The following is a 20239-nucleotide window of genomic DNA, read 5'->3' as shown; positions in this document are numbered from 1 at the left end:
GCATACACAGAAGTCTTGACAGGGTTACGTCTGGGGCGTATTTTGTTCATACCGGAATGGAAGTGCCGACCGCGCGCTTGCCCGCCTGACCGGAGGGACCGTTCCAGGCCCCGGACGTGAATTCCACCGTGCCCCCTGCCTGTTCCCGGCGGGGGGCGCGTGCTGCCGGCCCGTCGAGACACAGGCCCTGCCCGGCGCGGCCCAGGCGGGTAGACTGCCCCCATGACCGAGCACAAGGACGTGGCGCAACTCAGTGTCAACACGATTCGCACCCTGAGCATCGACGGAGTGCAGGCCGCCAACAGCGGCCACCCCGGCGCGCCGCTGGGTATGGCCCCGATGGGCTACGTGGTGTGGCAGAAGTTCCTGCGCATCAACCCCAAGAACCCCGAGTGGGCCGGGCGCGACCGCTTCGTGCTCTCGGCCGGGCACGCCAGCATGCTCATCTACTCGCTGCTGCACCTCACCGGCTACGACCTGTCCCTGGACGAACTCAAGAACTTCCGCCAGTGGGACAGCAAGACGCCCGGCCACCCCGAGTTCTTCCACACCAAGGGCCTGGACGCCACCACCGGGCCGCTGGGCCAGGGCGCGGCCATGACGGTCGGCATGGCGATGGCCGAGCACCACCTCGCCGCGCAGTACAACCGTGAAGGCTTTCCCATCTTCGACAACTACACCTACAGCTTCCTGGGCGACGGCGACCTTCAGGAAGGCGTGAACCACGAGTCGGCGGCGCTGGCCGGCCACCTCAAGCTTGGCAAGCTCATCTGGCTGCACGACGACAACTCGGTGCAGCTCGACACCGCGACCTTCAAGGCCGAGTCCGAGGACACCGCCGAGCGTTTCCGGGCCTACGGCTGGGAAGTGCTGCGCGTGCAGGACGGCAACGACCTGGCCGCCATCGAGAGTGCGGTCAAGCAGGCCCAGGCCAACCTCGACCAGCCCACGCTGATCCAGGTCAAGACCGTGATCGGCTTCGGCAGCCCCCGCGCGGGCACGAGCAAGGCGCACGGCGAGCCGCTGGGTGCCGAGGGCGTGGCCGAGACGAAGGCCGCCCTGGGCTGGGACTACCCCGCCTTCACGGTGCCCGGGGAGGTCGCGGCCCACATGGACGCCACCGAGCGCGGCGCCGCCCACGAGGCCGAGTGGCAAAAGCTCATGGACGGCTACCGCGCCCAGTACCCCGAACTGGCCGCCGAAGTGCAGGCGCTGCTGGAGCGCAAGCTGCCCGATGACCTCGAAGCCGCGCTGCCGGTCTACGAGGTCGGGGGCAAGGCCGCCGCGACCCGCAACGCGGGCGGCGAGGTCATCAACGCGCTCGCCAAGGTGGTGCCGGGCCTGATGGGCGGCAGCGCCGACCTCTCGGGCAGCACCAAGACGACCATCAAGGACGGCGGCGAGTTCGCGCCGGGCAGCTACGAGGGCCGCAACGTGTACTTCGGCGTGCGCGAGTTCGGCATGGCCGCCGCCGCCAACGGGCTGGCGCTGTACGGTGGCCCGCGCCCGCTGGTGGGTACCTTCCTGGTGTTCGCGGACTACCTCAAGCCCGCCTTCCGCCTCTCGGCCATCCAGATGCAGCCCGTGACCTACGTGCTCACCCACGACTCCATCGGCCTGGGCGAGGACGGCCCCACCCACCAGCCCATTGAGCAGCTCGCCATGCTGCGCTCGGTGCCGGGCGCGCACGTCATCCGCCCCGCCGACGCCAACGAGACGGCCGCCGCGTGGCTCATGGCCCTGGAGTACGGCAAGGGGCCGACCGCGCTGGCCCTCTCGCGCCAGGACCTGCCGATCCTGCCCCGCAACATCGAGGGGGCCAGGAAGGGCGGCTACGTGCTGCGCGACGCCGAGAACCCCAGCGTGATCCTGATCGCCAGCGGCTCGGAAGTCAGCCTCGCGCTGGACAGCGCCGACGCACTGGGCGCCGAGGGCATCGCCGCGCGCGTGGTGTCCATGCCCTGCATTGAGGTGTTCCGCGAGCAGAGTGCCGAGTACAAGGCCAGCGTCCTGACCCCCGGCGTCAAGCGGGTCGCCATCGAGGCCGCCGCCAAGCAGCCCTGGTACGAGTGGGTGGGCCTGGACGGCGCGGTGATCGGCATGGAGACCTTCGGCGCGTCGGCCCCCGCCAAGGTCCTGTTCGAGAAGTTCGGCTTCAGCGTCGAGAACGTCGTCAAGACGGTCAAGAGCCTGGGCTGAGGCCCGCTAGGGAGGGGGGGACCGCCCCACCCTCCCCCAAGGTCTCGTGGCCTTAAACGTAAGGTCTGTTGGGTTTGGGCTCATATGACCAGGCAGGCGGCTCGGGCACACTCGGGGCATGAAACATCTGATCTTCCCGACGGTGGCCCAGGCCGACGCTTTCGTTGCTGACCTGCGTGATCAGGGCGTCATCCAGCCCGAGACGCGCGACACCACCTGGACCCGCCGCTCCGGGACGACGGGTGACCTGAGCACCTCGGGCACGAGCACCGGCGCCTCGTCCATGACGAACCCGCGCGGCTCGACCACCATGAACGACACCGACCGCTACGACACTGCGGGCGATGCGGGCGCCGCTGCCGAAGACGCCGGTGCGGGCGCCGTGGCCGGGACGGGTGTGGGTGCGGTCGTCGGCGCGATCGCCGGCACCGTGGCGACCGTGGCGACCGGCGGCCTCGCCGCCCCGATGATCCTGGGCATGGCGGCTCTGGGCTCGGGCGTGGGCGCAGGCGTGGGCGCGGTCGGCGGCGCGGCGGGCGTGGACGAGAACAACGACGGCCGCACGGCCGACAACGCCGCCTACCCCACCCGCACGGACGGCGACATGGGTATGGGCCGCGATTACGACTACAGCGTGTCCGACGAAGCCTACGACCGTATGGATCAGGCCAACGCCTCGGGCGGCCGTTCCATCGCAGTGGACGACAACGTGCCCCAGGCCGCGCTGGAAGCCGCGATGCAGCGTCACGGCGGCCAGTACGTCTGAGCTGAAGGGCTAGGCGAAGGCCAAGGGCGGCGGAGAGACTCTCTCCGCCGCCCTTCCCTCATGCCCAGGCTCAGGCTTCGGTGCCCAGATTCTCGCGTGCCCATTCGTAGAACTCGGGCTTGTAGAACTCCAGGCGGATCTTCTTGTACTCCTTGGTCGAGTACAGGATGGCGTAGTCGATGCCGTTCGCGACTTCCTGTTCGATGGCCTCGATCTTGCCGAAGGCCTCCTCCTTGCTGCGGCCGTGGACCATCGTGAAGATGGTGTAGGGCCACTCGGGGTAGGTGGGGCGCAGGTAGCAGTGCGACACGGCCTTGAACTCGGCCATGCGGCGGCCCGTCTCGGCGACCTCCTCCTGCGGCACGGCCCACACCCCCATCGCGTTGAAGGTGAAGCCCGCCTTCTGGTGGCGGAACACGGCCGACACGCGGCGCAGCGCTCCGGCTTCCTTCATCTTCTGGGCATGCGCCGACACGTCCTCGATGCTCAGCCCCAGCGCGGCGCAGGCGTCGGCGTAGGGCTCCTCGGTCACGGGCAGGTCCTTCTGGAACTCGGTGACGAAGGCGCGGTCGAGGTCGGTCACGGCGTAGCCGATGTTGCGCTGCTCGCTCGTGTACTGCGGCTTGGCCTTGGCGTTCCAGTCTTCCTGGCCGCTCATGTCGAACTCCACGCCGATCTTGAACAGGTGCAGGGTGGGCATCAGGCGCGTGAGCTGGGCACCGCTCGTCTCGTGCAGCTTCTGGACGTGCGCTTCGAGGTTGCTTTCGGGCGGCACGGCGATGGTGTACCAGAGGTTGAAGTCGTGGTTGCGCTTGTAGTTGTGGCTCACGCCGGGGTGTCCGTTGACCACTTCGGCCCCCGCGTCGAGCTGGTCCTCGGCGTACACGGCCGCCACCAGGCTGGACTGGTAGCCCAGGGTGCGCGTGTCGAAGATGGCGCTCACCTGACGCAGCACGCCCTGCGCCTTGACCTCCCGCAGGATCTCCAGCGCTTCGGCCTCGCTCAGGCCGACTTCCTCAGCGAGCACGCGGTAGGGCCGCCGCACGATGGGAATGTCCTTCTGGATACGGTTCAGGAGCTTTTCGCGCGGCGTGAGGCGCGGCTTGGGGGTGGCCCCATCAGGCGGCGAGGTGACGGTCATGTCCGTACCATACGCCCGCGCGCGGCGGTAGAACGTCCCCGAACGAACGGTCAGGACGCCGCTCCTCCGGCGGCGGGGCCGGGCGCGTACCATACGGGCATGGTCACCGCAATCGTGATGCTTCAGGCCGAGCGCCAGCGTATTCAGGAAACCGCCGAGGCCCTGGCCGGGGTGCCGGGCGTGCGCGAGGTCTACAGCGTGACCGGCGACTGGGACATCGTCGCCATTCTCAAGCTCGCCCAGTACGAGGACCTCGACGACGTGGTCACGGGTCATCTGCGCAAGGTCGAGGGCATCGTCAGGACCCAGACCATGCTGGCCTTCCGCACCTATAGCGAGGACCTGCTCGACCAGGGGTTCGGCGTGGGCCTGGACGAAGGCCGCGAGGACGACCGCAGATAACCGGGCGACGAGGCCCAGGGCCGGGGAGCCCCGCCGGAAGTCTGCGGCGGGGCTTTTTTATTTGATGACCCTCCGTATAGCCATGTTTTGCAGCGTGGCGTAACCATATGAAGAAGAGGCTGAGGAAGCGCGTAAGAAGACGTTCTCTGGGTGCCGGCTCCTACAAAGCAGAGATGAGCGGAGATTGAAATGGCTGAATACAAGGGAGGGCCGCCTTTACAGCTGAGCGGGCCAGGGTGATAATCGGCAAGGAGGGGTTTTCCTATGCCTTATAAAAAACTGAGTGAGCAGGTCCACGAACTGAGCAATGTCCAGCGCAGCGACGCTTTCGTCAAGCGTTTCCGCGACGCCGTGCGTGAGGGCAAGATCGATGCGATGAATCTGCCCGAACGCTTTACGATGCCCAAGCAGTACAGCCGCCGGGGCGCCGAAGGCACGTACCAGCGCGAAACCAAAGACATGCTGTTCGACGATACGGCGGCCTTCAAGAAGTGGTTCGAAGGCGTCAACGAAGAACTGGGCGTGACCCGCCGCGCCGCCGCGCCCAAAGTGAGCCTCGAAGCGGTCGAGTCCGGCGACGTGGATTTCAAGGCGCTGGTCGAAGAAACCCGGCGCAAGATGGAAGCGAGCTACAAGAAGGGCCAGGACCTCGGCAAGTCGCGTGCCAAGGGCCGTAAACCCACCAAGACCAAGTAAAGACGGTCACCTGTGCGGAAGTGCGGCGGCGCGGTTCCGGGCCTGGAGCAAGAGAACCTGGGGGCGACCGAAGCATTTCCGCGCTTTCTGTTGCTCTCGTCCCTTCTCCGGGCCGGTGGATGCTCCTGGACCCGAAAGGACGCCTGACCATCCGCGCAGGGCCGGGATGCGTGCCCCGGTGCCGGCCGGGTATGCTGCACGGCAATGACGGGTTCGGAGATGGACAGGGCGCAGCAGGGAACCGGCGTGGCCGGGACAGAGGAGAGCCGACCGGCGGGCCGGGGCCTGCTCATCGTGATGACGGGGGCCTCGGGTGTAGGCAAGGGGACGCTGCGCGAGCAGTGGCTGGCCGGGCAGGACGTGTTCTACTCGACCTCCTGGACCACCCGTGAGGCCCGCCCGGGCGAGGTGCAGGGCCGCGACTACGTGTTCGTGACCCCGGCCGAATTTCTGGAGAAGGCGCGCCAGGACGGTTTTCTGGAGCACGCGCAGTTCGTGGGCAACCACTACGGCACGCCCATCGAACCCATCGAGGCGGCGCTGGCGCGCGGGCAGGACGTGGTGCTGGAAATCGAGGTCGAGGGGGCCATGCAGGTCAAGGACCGCATGGGCGACGGGGCCATTCTGGTGTTCATCATGCCGCCCAGCCTCACCGAACTGCGCCGCCGCCTGACCGGGCGCGCCACCGAGACGCCCGAACGGATCGAAAAGCGGCTGCTGCGCGCGCGCGAAGAGATCATGCAGGCGCACGCCTTCCGCTACGTGATCGTCAACGACGACCTGAACCGCGCCGTACAGGAACTGCTGGCCGTCCAGCAGGCCGAGCGCGCCACGCAGCGTCCCGAGGCCAACTGGACCGAGGCCGAGCGCGAAGCGCATGCCCTCGCCGCGACCGTGCGCAGCGGCGCGCTGAAGACCGAGGCGCTGCGTCAGGTGGTCGATTCCTGAAGACCGGGCGTCCGGCACGCGGCCTATGCTGGGGCATGACTCCCAGGCTGGAACTCGTGCAGGGCGATATCGCCGCGCAGCACACCGACGCGGTCGTGACGGCCGCCAACAGGCAGCTCATGGGCGGCGGTGGGGTGGACGGGGTCATCCACCGCGCCGCCGGGCCGGAGCTGCTGCGCGCCATCCGCGCCATCGGGGGGACGCCGACCGGCACGGCCGTCATCACGCCCGCCTTCGGGCTGGCGCGCCTGGGCGTGCGCTTCGTCATCCACGCGGTCGGGCCGGTGTGGCGCGGGGGTGCCCAGGGCGAGCCTGAGCAGCTCGCGGGGGCCTACCGCGAGAGCCTGCGGCTGGCGGCCGAACACGGCTGCCGTACGGTGGCCTTCCCGGCGATCAGCACCGGGGTCTACGGTTACCCTGTTCAGCAGGCGGCGGTTGTCGCCCTGCGCGCCCTGCACGATGGCCTGCGCCAGTGGCCCGACCTCACGGCGCGGGTGGTGCTCTACGACGTGGGCACGCTGCATGTCTTCGAGAGGGCATTGGGGACGCCGGATGCCGAATAATGGGGTTGGAAGGCACAGGAAAATGCCGTGCAGGAGGCCGTTTTGTCGAGCCGTTGCATACCCTTGATCCCGGCTGGATTCGGCGCTATAGTTGAGCTATCACCGTCCGCGAAGGGCGGATTTTTCGTTTCGGGTCTGTTGACCCGGGTAGGGAGGACCGGTCCCTCGGAGGCACCGGAAGCATAGACTGGACATCTCCTGCATACCGCGCTAGAGTTGTTGACATCACCGCCCGAGAGGCGGATTTTTTATGCCTTCGTTCCCCCTCGGGGGCGCTAGCCTGCGGGCATGACGGCTCCTGTATCCCTGCCCCCCGACGCCGAGGCCCTGGCCGCTGCCCCCCGGCGCGGGCCGCAGCAGGACCGCTCGCCGCTGCCGGACGTGCTGCGCGGCGCGGCGCTGCTGGGCATCCTGGTCGTCAACATGCAGGACTTCGCGGGCCTGCGCGAGTGGCAGCAGGCCGGACTCGACCGCGCCGCGCAGGTGTTCACCGACATGCTGTTCAACGGGCGGTTCATCTCCATTTTCGCCATGCTGTTCGGGTGGGGGGCGGCGGGGCTGCTGGCGCGGCAGGGGGCAGGCGTGTTCCTGCGCCGGCACCTCGCGCTGCTGGTGGTCGGGTCACTGCATTTCGTGCTGGTGTGGCACGGCGACATCATCGCCACCTATGCGGTCTTGGGGCTGGCGCTGATGGCCGTCGCGCGCCTGCGCGCCCGCGCCCTGCTGGTGCTGGCAAGCGTGCTGGGGGCATGGTGGCTGCTGGAGGGGGTGTTCGCGGCCCTGGCGTTCGCCGCCCGGGGCCAGGTCTATCCCCGGTTTTCGGGGCTGCCCTCCTTTGCGGACGGCGGTACCTATACCGGGGCCGTCGCCGGGCGCGCCGCCGAGTACCTGAACGACCTGCTGGGCGGCGCGGTCTACAACGGCCCCTGGCTGGTCGCCCTGTTCTGCCTGGGGGCGGCGGCGGGAAAAACGGGGCTGCTGCTGCGTCCCCAGGACCATCTGCCGCTGCTGCGGCGCTTTGCGGCCGTCGGGGTACCGCTTGGCCTCGTGCTGGGCGGGGCGCTCGCCTGGCTCAACACGCGCGGCGACTACCTGTCGGGCCTGGCCGCCATTCCGGTCCGCATGAGCGGCGGGCTGGCGGGCGCGCTGGGCTACGTCGGCCTGATCGGGTTGCTCGCGGCGCGCGGGCGTCTGGGCCCCCTGCGTCACCTGGCCGCCAGCGGACGCACCGCCATGAGCAACTACCTGGCCCAGAGCCTCGTCATGACCACCGTGTTCTATCCCTACGCCGGAGCGCAGTTCGGGCGCTGGGGCGCGGCGGCGACGCTGGCCCTGGCGCTGGGGTTCGGGCTGCTCCAGTTGCCGCTGAGCGCCTGGACGGTGCGCCGCTTCGGCACCGGCCCGGCCGAGTGGCTCGTGCGCCGCGTGGTGTACGGCGGCAGATGAAAAAAGCCGGGGCGCGCGGCCCCGGCTCCCTGACCCCGGTTCAGCGGCTCTCTTCTTCCTCGAAGTATTCGAAGCGGAAGGTGCCGATCTCGACGGTGTCGCCCTCGCGCGCCCCGGCCCGCTTCAGGGCGTTGTAGAGGCCCTGGCGCTTGAACAGGTTGCCCAGGTACTCGGCCGCGTCGTCGAGGTAGCGCGAGAAGCGCACGATGCGCTCCTCGAAGCCGCCTCCGTGGATTTCCCAGACGCGCTCGGGCGCGCCCTCACCCTTGGGCGGCGCGTCCTCGCGGAACACGACGCGCAGCGCGGCGTCCACGACTTCCTCGGGTTCGATTTCCAGGGCGCTCTGCTGCGCCCACAGTTCGCGGTCGGGCAGCAGCTGAAACACGGCCTCGCGCAGTTCGGCCAGACCCTGGCCCTCGCGGGCGCTGACGCGCAGCACCGGCAGCCCGAACTCGGCCAGCTCGTCCTCGACCATCGCGCTCAGGTCGCCGTCCACCAGCTCGACCTTGTTCAGCGCCACGAGCGCCACGTTGCTCAGGAGGCTGGGGTCGTAGGCCTGCAACTCGGCCTGAAGCTGGCGCAGTTCCTCGACCGGGTCGCGCGTCACGTCCAGCACATACACCAGCAGGCGGGTGCGGCTGATGTGACGCAGGAATTCCAGGCCCAGGCCCTTGCCCTCGCTGGCCCCCTCGATGATGCCGGGAATGTCGGCCAGCGTGAAGCGCTCGTCAAGCGGGAAGCCCGAGGCGTCGTGGCGCTCGACCACGCCCAGGATGGGCGAGAGGGTCGTGAAAGGGTAGTCGGCGATGGCCGGGTTGGCCCGCGAGAGCGCGGCGAGCAGGCTGCTCTTGCCCGCGTTGGGGTAGCCCACCAAACCGACGTCGGCGATCAGGCGCAGTTCCAGGCGCACGCGGCGTTTGCGGCCCGGCACCCCGAGTTCCGCGAAGCGCGGGGCCTGGCGCGTGCTGCTGGCGAAGGTCGAGTTGCCGCGTCCGCCGGGGCCGCCGCGCGCGATGACCTTCTCCTGCCCGACCCGCACGAGGTCGGCGATGACCTTGCCGCTGTCCTCGTCGAAGGCGGTCGTGCCGACCGGCACCTCGATGACCACGTCCTCGCCGTCGGCCCCCTGGCGCAGCCGGCCCTCGCCGTAGTTGCCGTTGGGGGCCTTGAATTTGCGCCGGCCCACCAGGCGCTCGAGCGACTCGACGCCCTCGATGGCGCGCAGCACGATGTCGCCGCCCTTACCGCCGTGGCCGCCGTCGGGGCCGCCCTTTTCCATGTATTTGGCGCGGTGGAAGCTCATGGAGCCGTCGCCGCCGTTGCCGGCCGCCACCTCGATATTCAGTACGTCACGAAAAGCCATTGCCTTTCTCCTTTGTGCCCTGCCACCTGCACGCAAAAGGCCGGGCACCCGCAGGCCCCGGCCTCTGCCTCAACCCCTGGGGGTTCAGTCGGCGGCGATTTCGGTCTGGGCCACTTCGATGCTGATGAAGCGCCCGGTGCGGCCACGGTTGGTGAACACGACCTTGCCCGCTTCCAGAGCGAACAGGGTGTGGTCGCGGCCCATGCCCACGTTGGGGCCGGCCTTGAACTTGGTGCCGCGCTGACGGACCAGGATGTTCCCGGCCAGGACGGCCTCGCCGCCGAACTTCTTCACGCCCAGGTACTTGGGGTTGCTGTCACGTCCGTTCTTGGACGAACCTACGCCTTTCTTGTGTGCCATGTGGGTTCAATCCTCCCTTAGCCCTGGATGCCCAGGATCTTGATCGCGGTGAAGTCCTGGCGGTGGCCGGTGCGGCGGCGGTACTGGATGCCGCTCTTGTACTTGCGCACGTAGATCTTGGTGCCGCGGCCGTGCTCGACGACTTCGGCCTGCACGGTGTACTTGCCGGCGCCCTCGCCGAAGACGGTCTGCTCGCCGCCGACGAACAGGGCCTGAAGGTCGAGCTTGTCGCCCGCTTCACCCTTGAGGCTCTCGACGCGGATGACGTCGCCTTCCTGCACGCGGTACTGCTTCCCGCCGGTCTGAATGATTGCAAACATCGTACTTCCTCCTGCTTGGCCGCCGCGCCTCTGGAACGCTGCCGGGCGGGGGCCGCTCGCTCACCCGCGCCAGGGGGCGGGTCACCAACGTGGGACTATAGCATATCTCCGGGGCACGCCAAAACCCCCGAACCGGACCTCCAGTGTGCAGGAACCTGGCCGGAACGGGGCGGGCAGCAACCGCGCGCAGGCTCCCCGCAGGGGGGAGAAGGCGGCCGTGTTGCGTGCATGTTCCCGTTCTGAAGACGTGTCCTCGCGGTACACGTGGACTCGCGCGGGCGAGCCGTTCCTGAAAACCTCCGGCGTGACCTGGGGTCACGAAGCTCCGGCAGTATAGCAGTCGCCCCCACGCCTACAGCGTGTCCCGGAAGAACTGCACCGAGCGCCTCAGCGCCAGCCCCAGGTTGCCGCTGAGGTTGTGGTTGTCGCCCTCGTAGCGGTAGGCCGTGAAGGGCTGCCCGGCGGCGCGCAGGTCGGCGGCCAGCGCCTGCTGGAAGGCGTAGGGCACGTCCTCGTCGGCGGTGCCGTGGTGCAGTTGCAGCGGCCGGCCGCGCAGGTCCCCGAGGTGGGCATTGGGGCTGAGCAGCCGCAGGTAACGGCGGTTGATCGGGTCGAGTGCCGGGCGCGGCGTCCCCGCCGGGCGGTTCCAGTCAGTCGCCAGCACGTCGTAGCCCGCGACCACGCCCGCCCACAGCGAGGCGGCCTTGAGGCTGGGGTCCACCAGCATGGCCCGCAGCGACAGTTGCCCGCCCATGCTGTGGCCCCACAGCCCCAGCCGCCGCGGGTTCACGCGCGGGTCCTTTTTCAGGCTGGCGGCGGCGTTCAGCACGTCCACGGTGTAGCCGGGGTCGTCGTAGCCGCCCAGCGCCTCGCCCTCCGAATCGCCGTGGCCCCGGTAATCGCTCTTGAGGGTCACGAAGCCGGCCCGCGCGAAGGCGTCCTGGTAGGCCACGTAGCGCTCGGTGGTGCGGTACACGTCCGGCGGAATGTACCCGTGGTTGAACACGATGGCGGGCCAGCCCCCCTCGGGCGGCGTGCCCCGGGGCACGGTGAGCAGTGCGTTGATGCGCAGGCCCTCGGACTGATAGCTCACGACCTGCCGCGAGTAGTTCGCGCCGGGGGTCAAGGTGCGCCGCACAGTCAGGGCGCTGCCGGGGTACTCGCGCGCGCGCAGGGCCTCGATGCTCGTCGGTTGCCGCGCCACGGAGGAGGCCAGCGCCGCGTCCGGGAGCCCCTCCAGCGGGCGCGGCGTGGCGGTCGTGGGGCCGGAAGTCGGTGGGACAGAGGTGCCCGGTGTATTCGCGCGCGGGGTGGGCAGCGCAAAGGGCAGGCGCCCGGGCTGCGTGAGGGCCACATAGCCCACCCCCAGCACGAGCAGGGTCAGCAGCCCACCCAGCACGCGCCCCACGGCTACAGGTTCGCCTTGAAGAAGGCCACCGAGCGCGCCAGGGCCGTGTTCAGGTTGCGGCTGAGGTTGTGGTTGTCGCCGGGGTACACGTAGCTCTGCACCGGCCGGCCGATGGCCTTGAGCCGCGCGGCGAGCGAGGTGTGGAAGGCCACCGGGACATCCTCGTCGGCGGTGCCGATATGGAGCTGAAGGGGCCCGCCGAGGTCGCGCAGGTAGCTCGTGGCGCTGAGCTTGTTCCAGAAGTCGGGGTTGGCCTTCGGTGTGCCGTATTTCTCGACGGCGACCTTGCGCAGGTTCAGCACGCGCTGGGGAATGCTGGCGGGCGCCTTGTGCGGCCACCCGTTCATGAGCTGGTCGTAGTCGCCCACCACGCCGGCCCAGATGACCCCGGCCTTGACGCTCCTGTCGAGGACCATCGCGCGCAGGCTCAGGAAGCCGCCCATGCTGTGGCCCCACATACCGATGCGCGCGGCGTTCACGCGGGGGTCTTTTTTCAGACTGCTGAGCGCGTTCATCACGTCGTCGGTGTAGCCGGGTGCGTAATAGCCGCCCAGCGCCTCACCCTGGCTGGAGCCGTGGCCCCGGTAGTCGCTCTTGAGGGTCACGAATCCCGCGCGGGCGAAGGCGTCCTGATAGGCCACGTACCGCTCGGTGGTGCGGTAGACGTTCGGCGGAACGTACCCGTGGTTGAACACGATGGCGGGCCAGCCCCCCTTGGGCGGTGTCCCGTTCGGTACGGTGAGCAGCGCATTGATGCGCAGGCCGCCGGACTGGTAGCTGACCACGGCGCGGCTGTAGTTGCTGCCTGCGCGCAGCGTCTGGCGTACGGTCAGGGCGCTGCCGGGGTAAGCCTTCTCGCGCGCGGCCGGAATGCTCATCTGGGCGGCGTCCACACGGGCCAGGGCGGCGGCCGACTGCGCCTGCGCCGAAGGGAACAGGGCCGGAGACAGGGCGCTCAGGCCGAGGCCCAGGAGCAGCAGGGAGGCGGGACGCATAGGGCAGTGTAGGGGCGGCGCGCGGCCCGCTTGGTGGGCAAATCCGCCTTCTGAGACGTGAGGTGTGCGGATGTGTGCGAAATAAGTCACGGGTGAAGCTCACCTTGCACATGACTGAGCGAGTGGCTATTCTGCCTTTCCAGCCCACAACGTCCGCTGAAGCGTGTCTCACGCTTCACACGGCGAGGCTTTTTTTACGGCGTCGATGTCCTTCGGCTTCGGCCGACGTTCCGTTCAAGGAGTCCCTATGAGAAGAGTCCAGACCCTCTCCGTCCTCGCCCTGACCGGCGCACTCCTGAGTGCCTGCGGGAACACGGGTTCCGTCGCCGGCGACACCACCAAGCCGGCCGTGAGCCTGAGCGCCACCCCTACCGCGCTGAGCGGCGCCGGTACGGTCTCGCTGGTGGCGACGGCCAGCGACAACGTGGGTGTGAAGTCCGTGACCTTCTACCGCGGCGACACCAAGCTCGCCGAGGACACCACGTCTCCCTACGAGTACAGCGACACCGTGAGCGCGGCGAGCGGCACCCTGACCTACCGCGCCGTGGCGACCGACACCTCCGGCAACACCAGCGACGCGGCGACGGCGACCGTGACGGTCGGCGGGTCGGGCGACACCACCCCGCCCACCGGCAGCTTCACCGTCGTCAAGAACACGGGCAGCAACTACACGGTCAACGTCACGGCCAGCGACGCAGGCGGCGTCGCGCGCGCCGAGTTCTACGACAACGGCCAGCTCAGCAGCACCGACACCGAGGCGCCCTACAGCACCTCCCTGAACTACTCGGCGGCCCAGAACGGCACGCACAGCATCACGGTCAAGCTGTACGACCTCGCCGGCAACGTGACCACGCTGGCGGCCCAGACCATCACGGTCTATGTGGATACGGTGGCGCCCAAGGCCAGCCTGACGGTGTCGCCCACCGAACTGACGGCCACCGGCACGGCCACCTTCACGGCGGCGGCCAGCGACGACGTAGGGGTCACCAAGGTCGAGTTCTACGACGGCGCGACCCTGGTGGCGACCGACACCGAAGCGCCCTACACCGCCAGCAAGACCTACGCCTTCGCCGACAACGGCACGCATACCATTACCGCGAAGGCCTACGACCTGGCGGGCAACGTGGGCCAGTCGAGCGCCACGGTGAAGGTGGCCATCGCCGATGCCAACGAGCCCAACGACAGCGTGGCCCAGGCCACGGCCCTGACCCTGAATACCCCGGTCAACGGGGCCGTCGCCGGCAAGTCGCGTGACATGGACTACTTCAAGTACACGGCGGCGGCGGGCGAAATGCTCAAGCTGACGGTCAAGAGCGTGAGCGTGGATGCCGGCAGCACCCTGGACCCCTACGTGATGGTCCTGATGCCCGACGGCAAGACCGTGCTGGAAAAGGACGACGACGGCGGCGCGGGCCTGGAGTCGGAAATCCGTTTCAACGCGCCCGTGGCCGGCACCTACACGGTGGTCGTGACGAGTTTCCTGATCCACGACGATCCCAACGCCACCGACGACAAGGCCACCAACACCTACCAGATCGCCCTGACGCGCCGCTGAGCTTTAAGGAGATACGAGCATGAAGAACACCCTGAAAACCGTTTCGCTGCTCAGCCTGGCCCTGGTCCTGGGAGCCTGCGGCAGCGGCGCGCCCAGCACCGGCACGCCCAGCGGCGTGGTCGCGGGCGGTGTCAATGCCAGCGCACTCAAGGCCACTGCCATGACCGGCAAGTGGTTCGTGGAACTCGAGGGCGACCCCACGGCGATCAGTGCCCAGAGCATCGGCAGCCAGCAGGCCAGCTTCCGCACGCTGGCTGCGCAGCGCGGCATCACGTACCAGGAAGTCATGAGTTACCGGACGCTGTTCAACGGCTTCTCCGTCGAGGCGGACGAGGCGGAGATCGGCCGGATCTCGGAACTGCCGGGCGTCAAGAGCGTCTACCCCGTCCACAAGATTCCTATGCCTGTCACCGAGACGGTGCCCATGTCGCAGGCCGCCGAGATGCCCGACATGTACTATGCCCGCAGCATGACCGGCGCAGATGTCGCCCAGAATGAACTGGGGTTGACCGGTAAGGGCGTGAAGGTCGGCGTCATCGACACTGGCATTGATGTGGACCATCCGGCCTTCGCCGGCCGCATCGTGTCGCAGTACGACTTTGTGGGCAACGCCTATACCGGGGCGAATACCCCTGTTCCCGGCCCGACCCAGGACGACTGCGCGGGTCACGGGACCCACGTCGCCGGGATCGTGGGCGGTAACGTGGCGGCTACGTCCACGTTCAGAGGCTTCAAAGGTGTCGCGCCCGATGTGAGCTTTGGGGCTTACCGCGTCTTCGGGTGCAGCGGCTACACGCAGGAAGACGTTATGGTCGCGGCGCTGGAGCGGGCCTACAGCGACGGCATGCAGGTCGTGAACCTGAGTATCGGCTCGGCCTTTGAGAACTGGGCCGAGACGCCCTCGGCCATCGTGGGCAGCCGCATGGTCAAGAAGGGCATGGTCGTGGTGGCCTCGGCAGGCAACAGCGGCCGCAACGGCTCGTACAGCATGGGCGGTGTCACGATGGGTGACAACGTGATCTCGGTCGCCTCGGTAGACAACAGCAAGATTGAGCTTCAGAGCTTCGCGCTGTCCGACGGCAGCAAGGTGGCCTACTACGAGGGCAGCGGCTCACCGACCGCCAAAATCGGTGCCAACCTGACCATCACCAAAAAGGCCAGCAGCACGCCCGCGACCACCAACGACGGATGCACGGCTTCGGGCGGCTTCGAAGCTAACAGCCTGACTGGCAAGGCGGTCCTGATCCGCCGCGGCACCTGCTCCTTCTACGAAAAGGCCAGCAATGCCCAAAAGGCCGGTGCGGCGGCTGTCATCCTGTACAACAACGCGACCGGCTATCTCAGTCCTACGGTTACTGGGACACCCGCTGTCACCATCCCGGTCGTGTTCGTGTCGGATATGGACGGAGCCAAGATCAGTGGCCTGATCGCCGGTGGTGTCTCTGTGACTTTCGACGGGGGCAAGACCGCCATCAGCAACCCGACCGGCAACACCCTCAGCGACTTCACGTCCTACGGCGCCTCAGCCGAGCTGGAACAGAAACCGGACCTCGCGGCACCCGGGGGCAGCATCATCAGCACCTATCCGCTGAGCGTCGGCGACCAGACCGGTTACGCGGTCCTGAGCGGCACCAGCATGGCCTCGCCCCACGTGGCGGGCGCGGCTGCCCTGATGCTCCAGGCTTACCCCAACACCCAGGCCAAGGACATGCGCGGCCTGCTGATGAATACGGCAACGCTGCGGTTTTACCGCAACGGCGCGACGATCACGAACTTCCCCGATTACGTCCAGCGTCAGGGCGCGGGCATGCTCGATATCGTCGCGTCCTACGGCAACCCGGTGAAGGTCAGCCCCAACAAGCTCAGCCTGGGTGAGAGCGCCACCTTCGCCACCCGCAACAAGGTCGTGGTGCTGAAGAACACGGGCGCGACCCGTCAGGTCTACATGGCCCGGAACGTTCCGGCACAGACCATCGGCGGCACGACCCTGGCCCCCGCCGCGTCCACGGCCTACGCCAGCATGACTGTCAACGGCCAGAATGTGGATACGGCCGGCACCGAAGTGATCGTGCCTCCCTTCAGCGAAGTGGAACTGAACGTGGTGGTCACGCCGCCCGCAGCGGCGGCCGACAAGGCGCAGTACGGCGGTATGCTGTCGCTGGGCAGTAAGACCGGCCCCAGTCTGGTGGTGCCCTACAGTGGTTTCAAGGGCGACTACCAGAGCATCCAGGTCCTGGGCAACGAGATCGTTGACGGTCAGACCTACGACTTCCCGGCGTTGTACAGCAAGCGCAACGACGTCTTCTACGCGGAAAACGCTACGGTCACCACGCCCCCCGAGTTCACCTTTGCGAGTTACGCGGCCGATCCTGCCAAGCCGACCGTGCTGTCCACCGACCGTCCGTCGGTTCTCGTACAGCTTTCGCACCAGGCCCGCCGCCTCGACGTCGATCTGCTCGACGCCAACGGCACCCTGATCGAGACCCTCGCCACCCAGGAATACCTGGGCCGCAACTGCACCAACAACGCAGCCCAGAAATCGGACACCTGCGACATCTACAACGAGTATCCCTGGGACGGCAAGCTCGCCAACGGCACCAACGCCGCCAACGGCTCGTACAAGCTGCGCGTGCGCGTCCTGAAGGCACTGGGCGACGCGAGCAACCCCGCCGACACCGAGACCTACACCAGCCAGACCTTCACCGTCAAACGCTGAAGTTCACCTGAGATGCGGCCCCCTGCTCCTGTGGCAGGGGGCCGTCTGCGGTCTGGCGCTGCTCCAGGGTCAGAGGCTCTACGGCTCCGGGAGTGGGCGGGCCGGTTCGGCGTACCTGGCCCGTGCGGGGACGCTCCGCACCTCCAGCTCCGGGTAACGCAGGGCGCTCAGGCGACCGCCGAAGGCGCAGCCGGTGTCGAGGTTCAGCGTGCGGCCCAGCCAGCGCGGGGCGGTGTGTGGAGTATGGCCGTAGACCACCAGCGCCGCGCCGCCGTAGCTGGCGGCCCAGTCGCCGCGTACCGGCAGGCCGCAGTCGTCGGTCTGGCCGTCCACGTCGCCGTACAGCGCGAATCTGCGCGCGCGGGAGGAGTCGCGGCCCTGATACCGCTCGGGCAGGCCGGCGTGCGCGGCCACCACCCGGCCCTCATCCAGCACGAGGTGGGCGGGCAGCGCCTCCAGAAAGGCCCGCACTTCGGCGCGCAGGCCAGGGCCACCGCTGTCCTGTTCGGCCGCGTCCAACTGGGCTAGCGTGTCGCCCAGGCCGTGCGCCGGACTGACCTTGCGGCCCTCCAGCGCGCGGGCCAGTTTCTCGTCGTGGTTGCCGCGCACGCACAGGGCCGCGCCGGCCCGCACCATCGCCATCACCAGCCGCAGCGTGCCCGCGCTGTCGGGGCCACGGTCGCTCAAGTCACCCAGAAAGACGGCGGTGCGGCCGAGCGGCGGGGTCCAGGTCCCCACCTCATTTTCGTGGTAGCCCAGCTGTTCCAGCAGGTCACGCAGTTCAGGCAGGCAGCCGTGCACGTCCCCGATGAAGTCGAAGGGGCCGCGCAGCTCGCGGCGGTCGGGTGGCAGGGGGACGCGCCGCAGCGTCGCCGCCTCCCTCTCCTCCGGCGAGCGCAGCAGGTGCACCGTCCCGAAGCGCTCGGCCGCGAGACCCGGCAGGGTGCGGCGCAGATCGGCGACCTGCGCGATCAGGGCCGCGGGATCGGCCCCGCGGTCCTCCAGCAGCGGGCGCGGCAGGTCGAGCACGAGGGCGGCGGCCCCGAGGTCGTACTCGCGGGCCAGGGCCACCAGGGGCGCGCGCAGGGCCGGGCGCGTGGCGTCGGTGTCGGCCACGGTGAGCCGCCCCCCGGACAGGCGTCCGCGCAGGGCGGCCAGAAAAGCCCCGTCGTCCCCGAACGCCGCGCGGGAGACGACCTCGGCCGGCGCGAAATGCCGCGCGGCGAAGCGGCCCTTGCCGGCTCCCGCCGCCCCGATCAGGACGACGAGGCAGGGGTCCGGAATCGCCAGCTCAGGCATCCGGCCCCAGCAGTTCGGGCGGATAGCTGGCCCCGGCGAAATACAGGCCGGAGGGCGCGGCGTTGGCCCCGGCGGCGGCCCGCACGCGGCCTTCCAGGATGGCCGCCACCTCGGTCTCCGGCAGGCGGCCCTGGCCCACCAGCAGCAGGGTGCCCACCAGACCGCGCACCATGTGGCGCAGGAAGCTCTCGGCCTCCACATGGATGTCCCAGAGTCCGCCCGGACCGGGGACGACCGTCAGGACGTGCAGGTCCCGCACGGTCTGGCGGTCCTCGCGGGTGGCGAAGGCGGCGAAGTCGTGGCGGCCCAGCAGCGCGGTGGCGGCGCGGTTCATGGCCTCGGCGTCCAGCGGCTCCGGCACGTGCAGCGCGCGGCCATGCCACAGGGCGCTGCGCTGCGGCCCGGTCCACAGGCGGTACACGTAGCGCCGCGCCGTGCAGGAAAAGCGCGCGTGGAAGCCGGGAGCGGCCACGCCCGCCTCCCGCACCGAGATGCTGGCGGGCAGGCGGGCATTCAGGGCGCGGGCCAGGCGAGCGGGGGGCAGCCGCCAGTCCTGCGGCACGTCCCAGTGCAGCGGCATCGCCTCGGCATGGACGCCCGCGTCGGTGCGTCCGGCGGCGACGGGCCGCGCGGCCCCCTGACCGCCCAGGACCAGCAGCGCCGAGTGCAGGGTGTCCTGCACGCTCGGGGCGTTGAGCTGGGCCTGCCAGCCGGCGTAGTCACGGCCGTCCCACTCGGCGCTCAGGCGCAGGCGTGTGAAGCCCTCCGGCGGAGCGTACAGGCGCGGGCCTGACCCGGCCGGAACGGGAACGAGGTCGGCGTCGGGCACCGGCCCAGGCTAGAGCATTTGCTGCCCCGGCGGCAGCGGGCGCCGCGCGCGCCCCTGCGCTCACATCTCCTGAAGACAACGTGAGCGTATGCTCAATGTCCATGCCATCCAGGTTTCTGTCTGTGCTGCTGCTGCTGGCGCTGAGTGTGCCCGCGCAGGCGGCCACCTCCTACCGGGTCCGCTCCGGCGACACCCTGACCGGCATCGCCGCGCGTGCGGGAGTGGGGCTGGCGCAGCTGCGGGCCGCCAATCCGCAGCTGCGCCGCGACGTGGTGCAGGCCGGCCGGGTCATCAAGATTCCCAACCGCCGGTTGGCCGCCGCGCGCTATCACGTGCGCTCCGGCGAGAACCTGACCGTGGTGGCCCGTCGCCACGGCCTGAGCCTGAGCGAGCTGCTGCGCGCCAACCCGAAACTGAAGGCCGGGCGACCCGTGCAGGTCGGGACCGCCGTGACCATTCCGGGCCGGGTGGTCGCCGCGCGGCTGGGCACGGCCGCTGCCCCGGCCGTCGCCGTCCGCCGCGCCCCGACCCCGCGCGCCACGCTGCGCACCGCCTCGACGGGCCGCCAGATCGTGAACGAGGGCCGCTGGGTGTGGCCGGTCGAGGGCTACCACCGCGTGACCAGCGGCTACGGCGAGCGCACCCTCGAAGGCGATCAGGAGATGCACTACGGCCTGGATATCGCCGCGCCCACCGGCACGCCTGTCCTGGCGGCGCGCTCGGGCCGGGTGCTCGAATCGCGCAACGACGCCGAGCGCGGCTGGGGCTGGACGGTCGTGCTGGAGCATCCCGACGGCTGGATCACCCGGTACGCGCACCTGAGCGTCAATCTGGTCAAGGCCGGGCAGCTCGTCCGGGCGGGGCAGACGGTCGGCCGGGTCGGCAGCACCGGGCGCAGTACCGGCGCGCACCTGCACTACGGTACCTATCTGCGCTGGAACCCCAAAGACCCGATGGCCCTGTACCGTGGCCTCGACTGAGGGCGGGGGGGCTGCCCAGGTCTGGTACGTGGAGGCCCGGGGCGGGGAGGCGCGCGACCGCCTGCACGCCTTTCTCGGCACCCTGAGCGCCCAGCCGGGCTTTCTGGGCGCCGAACTGCTCCTGAGTCCCGCGCAGCCGGACCTCGCCCTGGTGGCGAGCCGCTGGGCCGCCGGGCCGCCCGCGCTGCCGTTGCCGGAGGGCGCGCGGGCCTGGACCTTCGAGGTCTTCGCGGCGCGCTGAGGGGCTGGCCCC

General features: G+C 69.3%; 19 protein-coding genes. 11 read left to right on the top strand and 8 right to left on the bottom strand.

Annotation, left to right across the window (positions count from 1 at the left end; all coding sequences use genetic code 11):
• Positions 1-222: 222 nt before the first annotated feature.
• Positions 223-2199, top strand: a complete 1977-nt coding sequence (tkt, locus tag DGO_RS14965; protein ID WP_043802757.1) for a transketolase — start codon at positions 223-225, stop codon at positions 2197-2199.
• A 118-nt stretch (positions 2200-2317) separates the two neighbouring features.
• Complete coding sequence (locus tag DGO_RS14960) at positions 2318-2965, top strand: hypothetical protein (protein WP_014686349.1); 648 nt, start codon at positions 2318-2320, stop codon at positions 2963-2965.
• A gap of 70 nt (positions 2966-3035) precedes the next feature.
• On the opposite strand, the gene ahbA is transcribed toward DGO_RS14960, so the two are convergent.
• Complete coding sequence (gene ahbA, locus DGO_RS14955; protein ID WP_043802754.1) at positions 3036-4106, bottom strand: siroheme decarboxylase subunit alpha; 1071 nt, start codon at positions 4104-4106, stop codon at positions 3036-3038.
• 99 nt (positions 4107-4205) lie between these two features.
• Between ahbA and DGO_RS14950 the strand changes: the two genes are divergently transcribed.
• The 5 genes from DGO_RS14950 to DGO_RS14930 all read left to right on the top strand — a co-directional run bounded on the left by DGO_RS14950 (position 4206) and on the right by DGO_RS14930 (position 8161).
• Positions 4206-4508 (top strand): Lrp/AsnC family transcriptional regulator, encoded by a 303-nt coding sequence (locus tag DGO_RS14950; protein ID WP_043802750.1) that lies wholly within the window; start codon positions 4206-4208, stop codon positions 4506-4508.
• Positions 4509-4772: 264 nt separating this feature from the next.
• Entirely contained in the window at positions 4773-5204 is a 432-nt protein-coding gene (locus DGO_RS14945; protein ID WP_014686347.1) for a hypothetical protein, read from the top strand.
• A gap of 219 nt (positions 5205-5423) precedes the next feature.
• Positions 5424-6152, top strand: a complete 729-nt coding sequence (gene gmk, locus DGO_RS14940) for a guanylate kinase (RefSeq protein ID WP_050920841.1) — start codon at positions 5424-5426, stop codon at positions 6150-6152.
• Between the two features lie 35 nt (positions 6153-6187).
• Positions 6188-6715, top strand: a complete 528-nt coding sequence (locus tag DGO_RS14935) for a macro domain-containing protein (RefSeq protein WP_043802746.1) — start codon at positions 6188-6190, stop codon at positions 6713-6715.
• 288 nt (positions 6716-7003) lie between these two features.
• Positions 7004-8161 carry a DUF418 domain-containing protein gene (locus tag DGO_RS14930; RefSeq protein WP_014686344.1) on the top strand — a complete coding sequence of 386 codons (1158 nt, stop codon included), beginning with the start codon at positions 7004-7006 and terminating at the stop codon, positions 8159-8161.
• A 40-nt stretch (positions 8162-8201) separates the two neighbouring features.
• Here DGO_RS14930 and obgE read toward each other — a convergent pair whose 3' ends face one another.
• The 5 genes from obgE to DGO_RS14905 all read right to left on the bottom strand — a co-directional run bounded on the left by obgE (position 8202) and on the right by DGO_RS14905 (position 12607).
• Complete coding sequence (gene obgE / locus DGO_RS14925; RefSeq protein WP_014686343.1) at positions 8202-9524, bottom strand: GTPase ObgE; 1323 nt, start codon at positions 9522-9524, stop codon at positions 8202-8204.
• An 84-nt stretch (positions 9525-9608) separates the two neighbouring features.
• Complete coding sequence (gene rpmA / locus DGO_RS14920; protein WP_014686342.1) at positions 9609-9884, bottom strand: 50S ribosomal protein L27; 276 nt, start codon at positions 9882-9884, stop codon at positions 9609-9611.
• Positions 9885-9901: 17 nt separating this feature from the next.
• A complete protein-coding gene (gene rplU, locus DGO_RS14915) occupies positions 9902-10204 on the bottom strand; it encodes a 50S ribosomal protein L21 (RefSeq protein WP_014686341.1) in 303 nt (100 codons plus the stop codon).
• 352 nt (positions 10205-10556) lie between these two features.
• The gene (locus tag DGO_RS14910) at positions 10557-11612 is read right to left on the bottom strand and encodes an alpha/beta hydrolase family protein (RefSeq protein ID WP_145975354.1); all 1056 of its coding nucleotides are present in this window, start codon (positions 11610-11612) and stop codon (positions 10557-10559) included.
• 2 nt (positions 11613-11614) lie between these two features.
• Positions 11615-12607, bottom strand: coding sequence for an alpha/beta hydrolase family protein (locus tag DGO_RS14905; protein ID WP_043802743.1), 993 nt, complete (start codon positions 12605-12607; stop codon positions 11615-11617).
• A 247-nt stretch (positions 12608-12854) separates the two neighbouring features.
• Here DGO_RS14905 and DGO_RS14900 point away from each other — a divergent pair, with 247 nt between their 5' ends.
• Both DGO_RS14900 and DGO_RS24755 read left to right on the top strand, forming a co-directional pair.
• Entirely contained in the window at positions 12855-14162 is a 1308-nt protein-coding gene (locus DGO_RS14900; RefSeq protein ID WP_014686338.1) for an Ig-like domain-containing protein, read from the top strand.
• A gap of 19 nt (positions 14163-14181) precedes the next feature.
• Entirely contained in the window at positions 14182-16878 is a 2697-nt protein-coding gene (locus tag DGO_RS24755) for a S8 family serine peptidase (protein ID WP_014686337.1), read from the top strand.
• Positions 16879-16956: 78 nt separating this feature from the next.
• Here DGO_RS24755 and DGO_RS14890 read toward each other — a convergent pair whose 3' ends face one another.
• Both DGO_RS14890 and truA read right to left on the bottom strand, forming a co-directional pair.
• Positions 16957-18177 (bottom strand): metallophosphoesterase, encoded by a 1221-nt coding sequence (locus DGO_RS14890; protein WP_014686336.1) that lies wholly within the window; start codon positions 18175-18177, stop codon positions 16957-16959.
• On the bottom strand, positions 18170-19006 hold the full coding sequence (truA, locus tag DGO_RS14885; protein WP_050920840.1) for a tRNA pseudouridine(38-40) synthase TruA: 837 nt from the start codon (positions 19004-19006) through the stop codon (positions 18170-18172). The genes DGO_RS14890 and truA overlap by 8 nt, the downstream gene beginning before the upstream one ends.
• 101 nt (positions 19007-19107) lie before the next feature.
• Here truA and DGO_RS14880 point away from each other — a divergent pair, with 101 nt between their 5' ends.
• Both DGO_RS14880 and DGO_RS14875 read left to right on the top strand, forming a co-directional pair.
• A complete protein-coding gene (locus DGO_RS14880) occupies positions 19108-19986 on the top strand; it encodes a peptidoglycan DD-metalloendopeptidase family protein (RefSeq protein ID WP_083847316.1) in 879 nt (292 codons plus the stop codon).
• On the top strand, positions 19973-20227 hold the full coding sequence (locus DGO_RS14875; RefSeq protein WP_145975353.1) for an antibiotic biosynthesis monooxygenase: 255 nt from the start codon (positions 19973-19975) through the stop codon (positions 20225-20227). Before DGO_RS14880 ends, DGO_RS14875 begins: the two co-directional genes overlap by 14 nt.
• Positions 20228-20239: the final 12 nt, after the last annotated feature.

The organism is Deinococcus gobiensis I-0 (genome assembly GCF_000252445.1).
GTDB lineage: Bacteria > Deinococcota > Deinococci > Deinococcales > Deinococcaceae > Deinococcus > Deinococcus gobiensis.
Note: the sequence above shows the minus strand (reverse complement) of the source record. Positions and strands in the feature narration are given on the sequence as shown.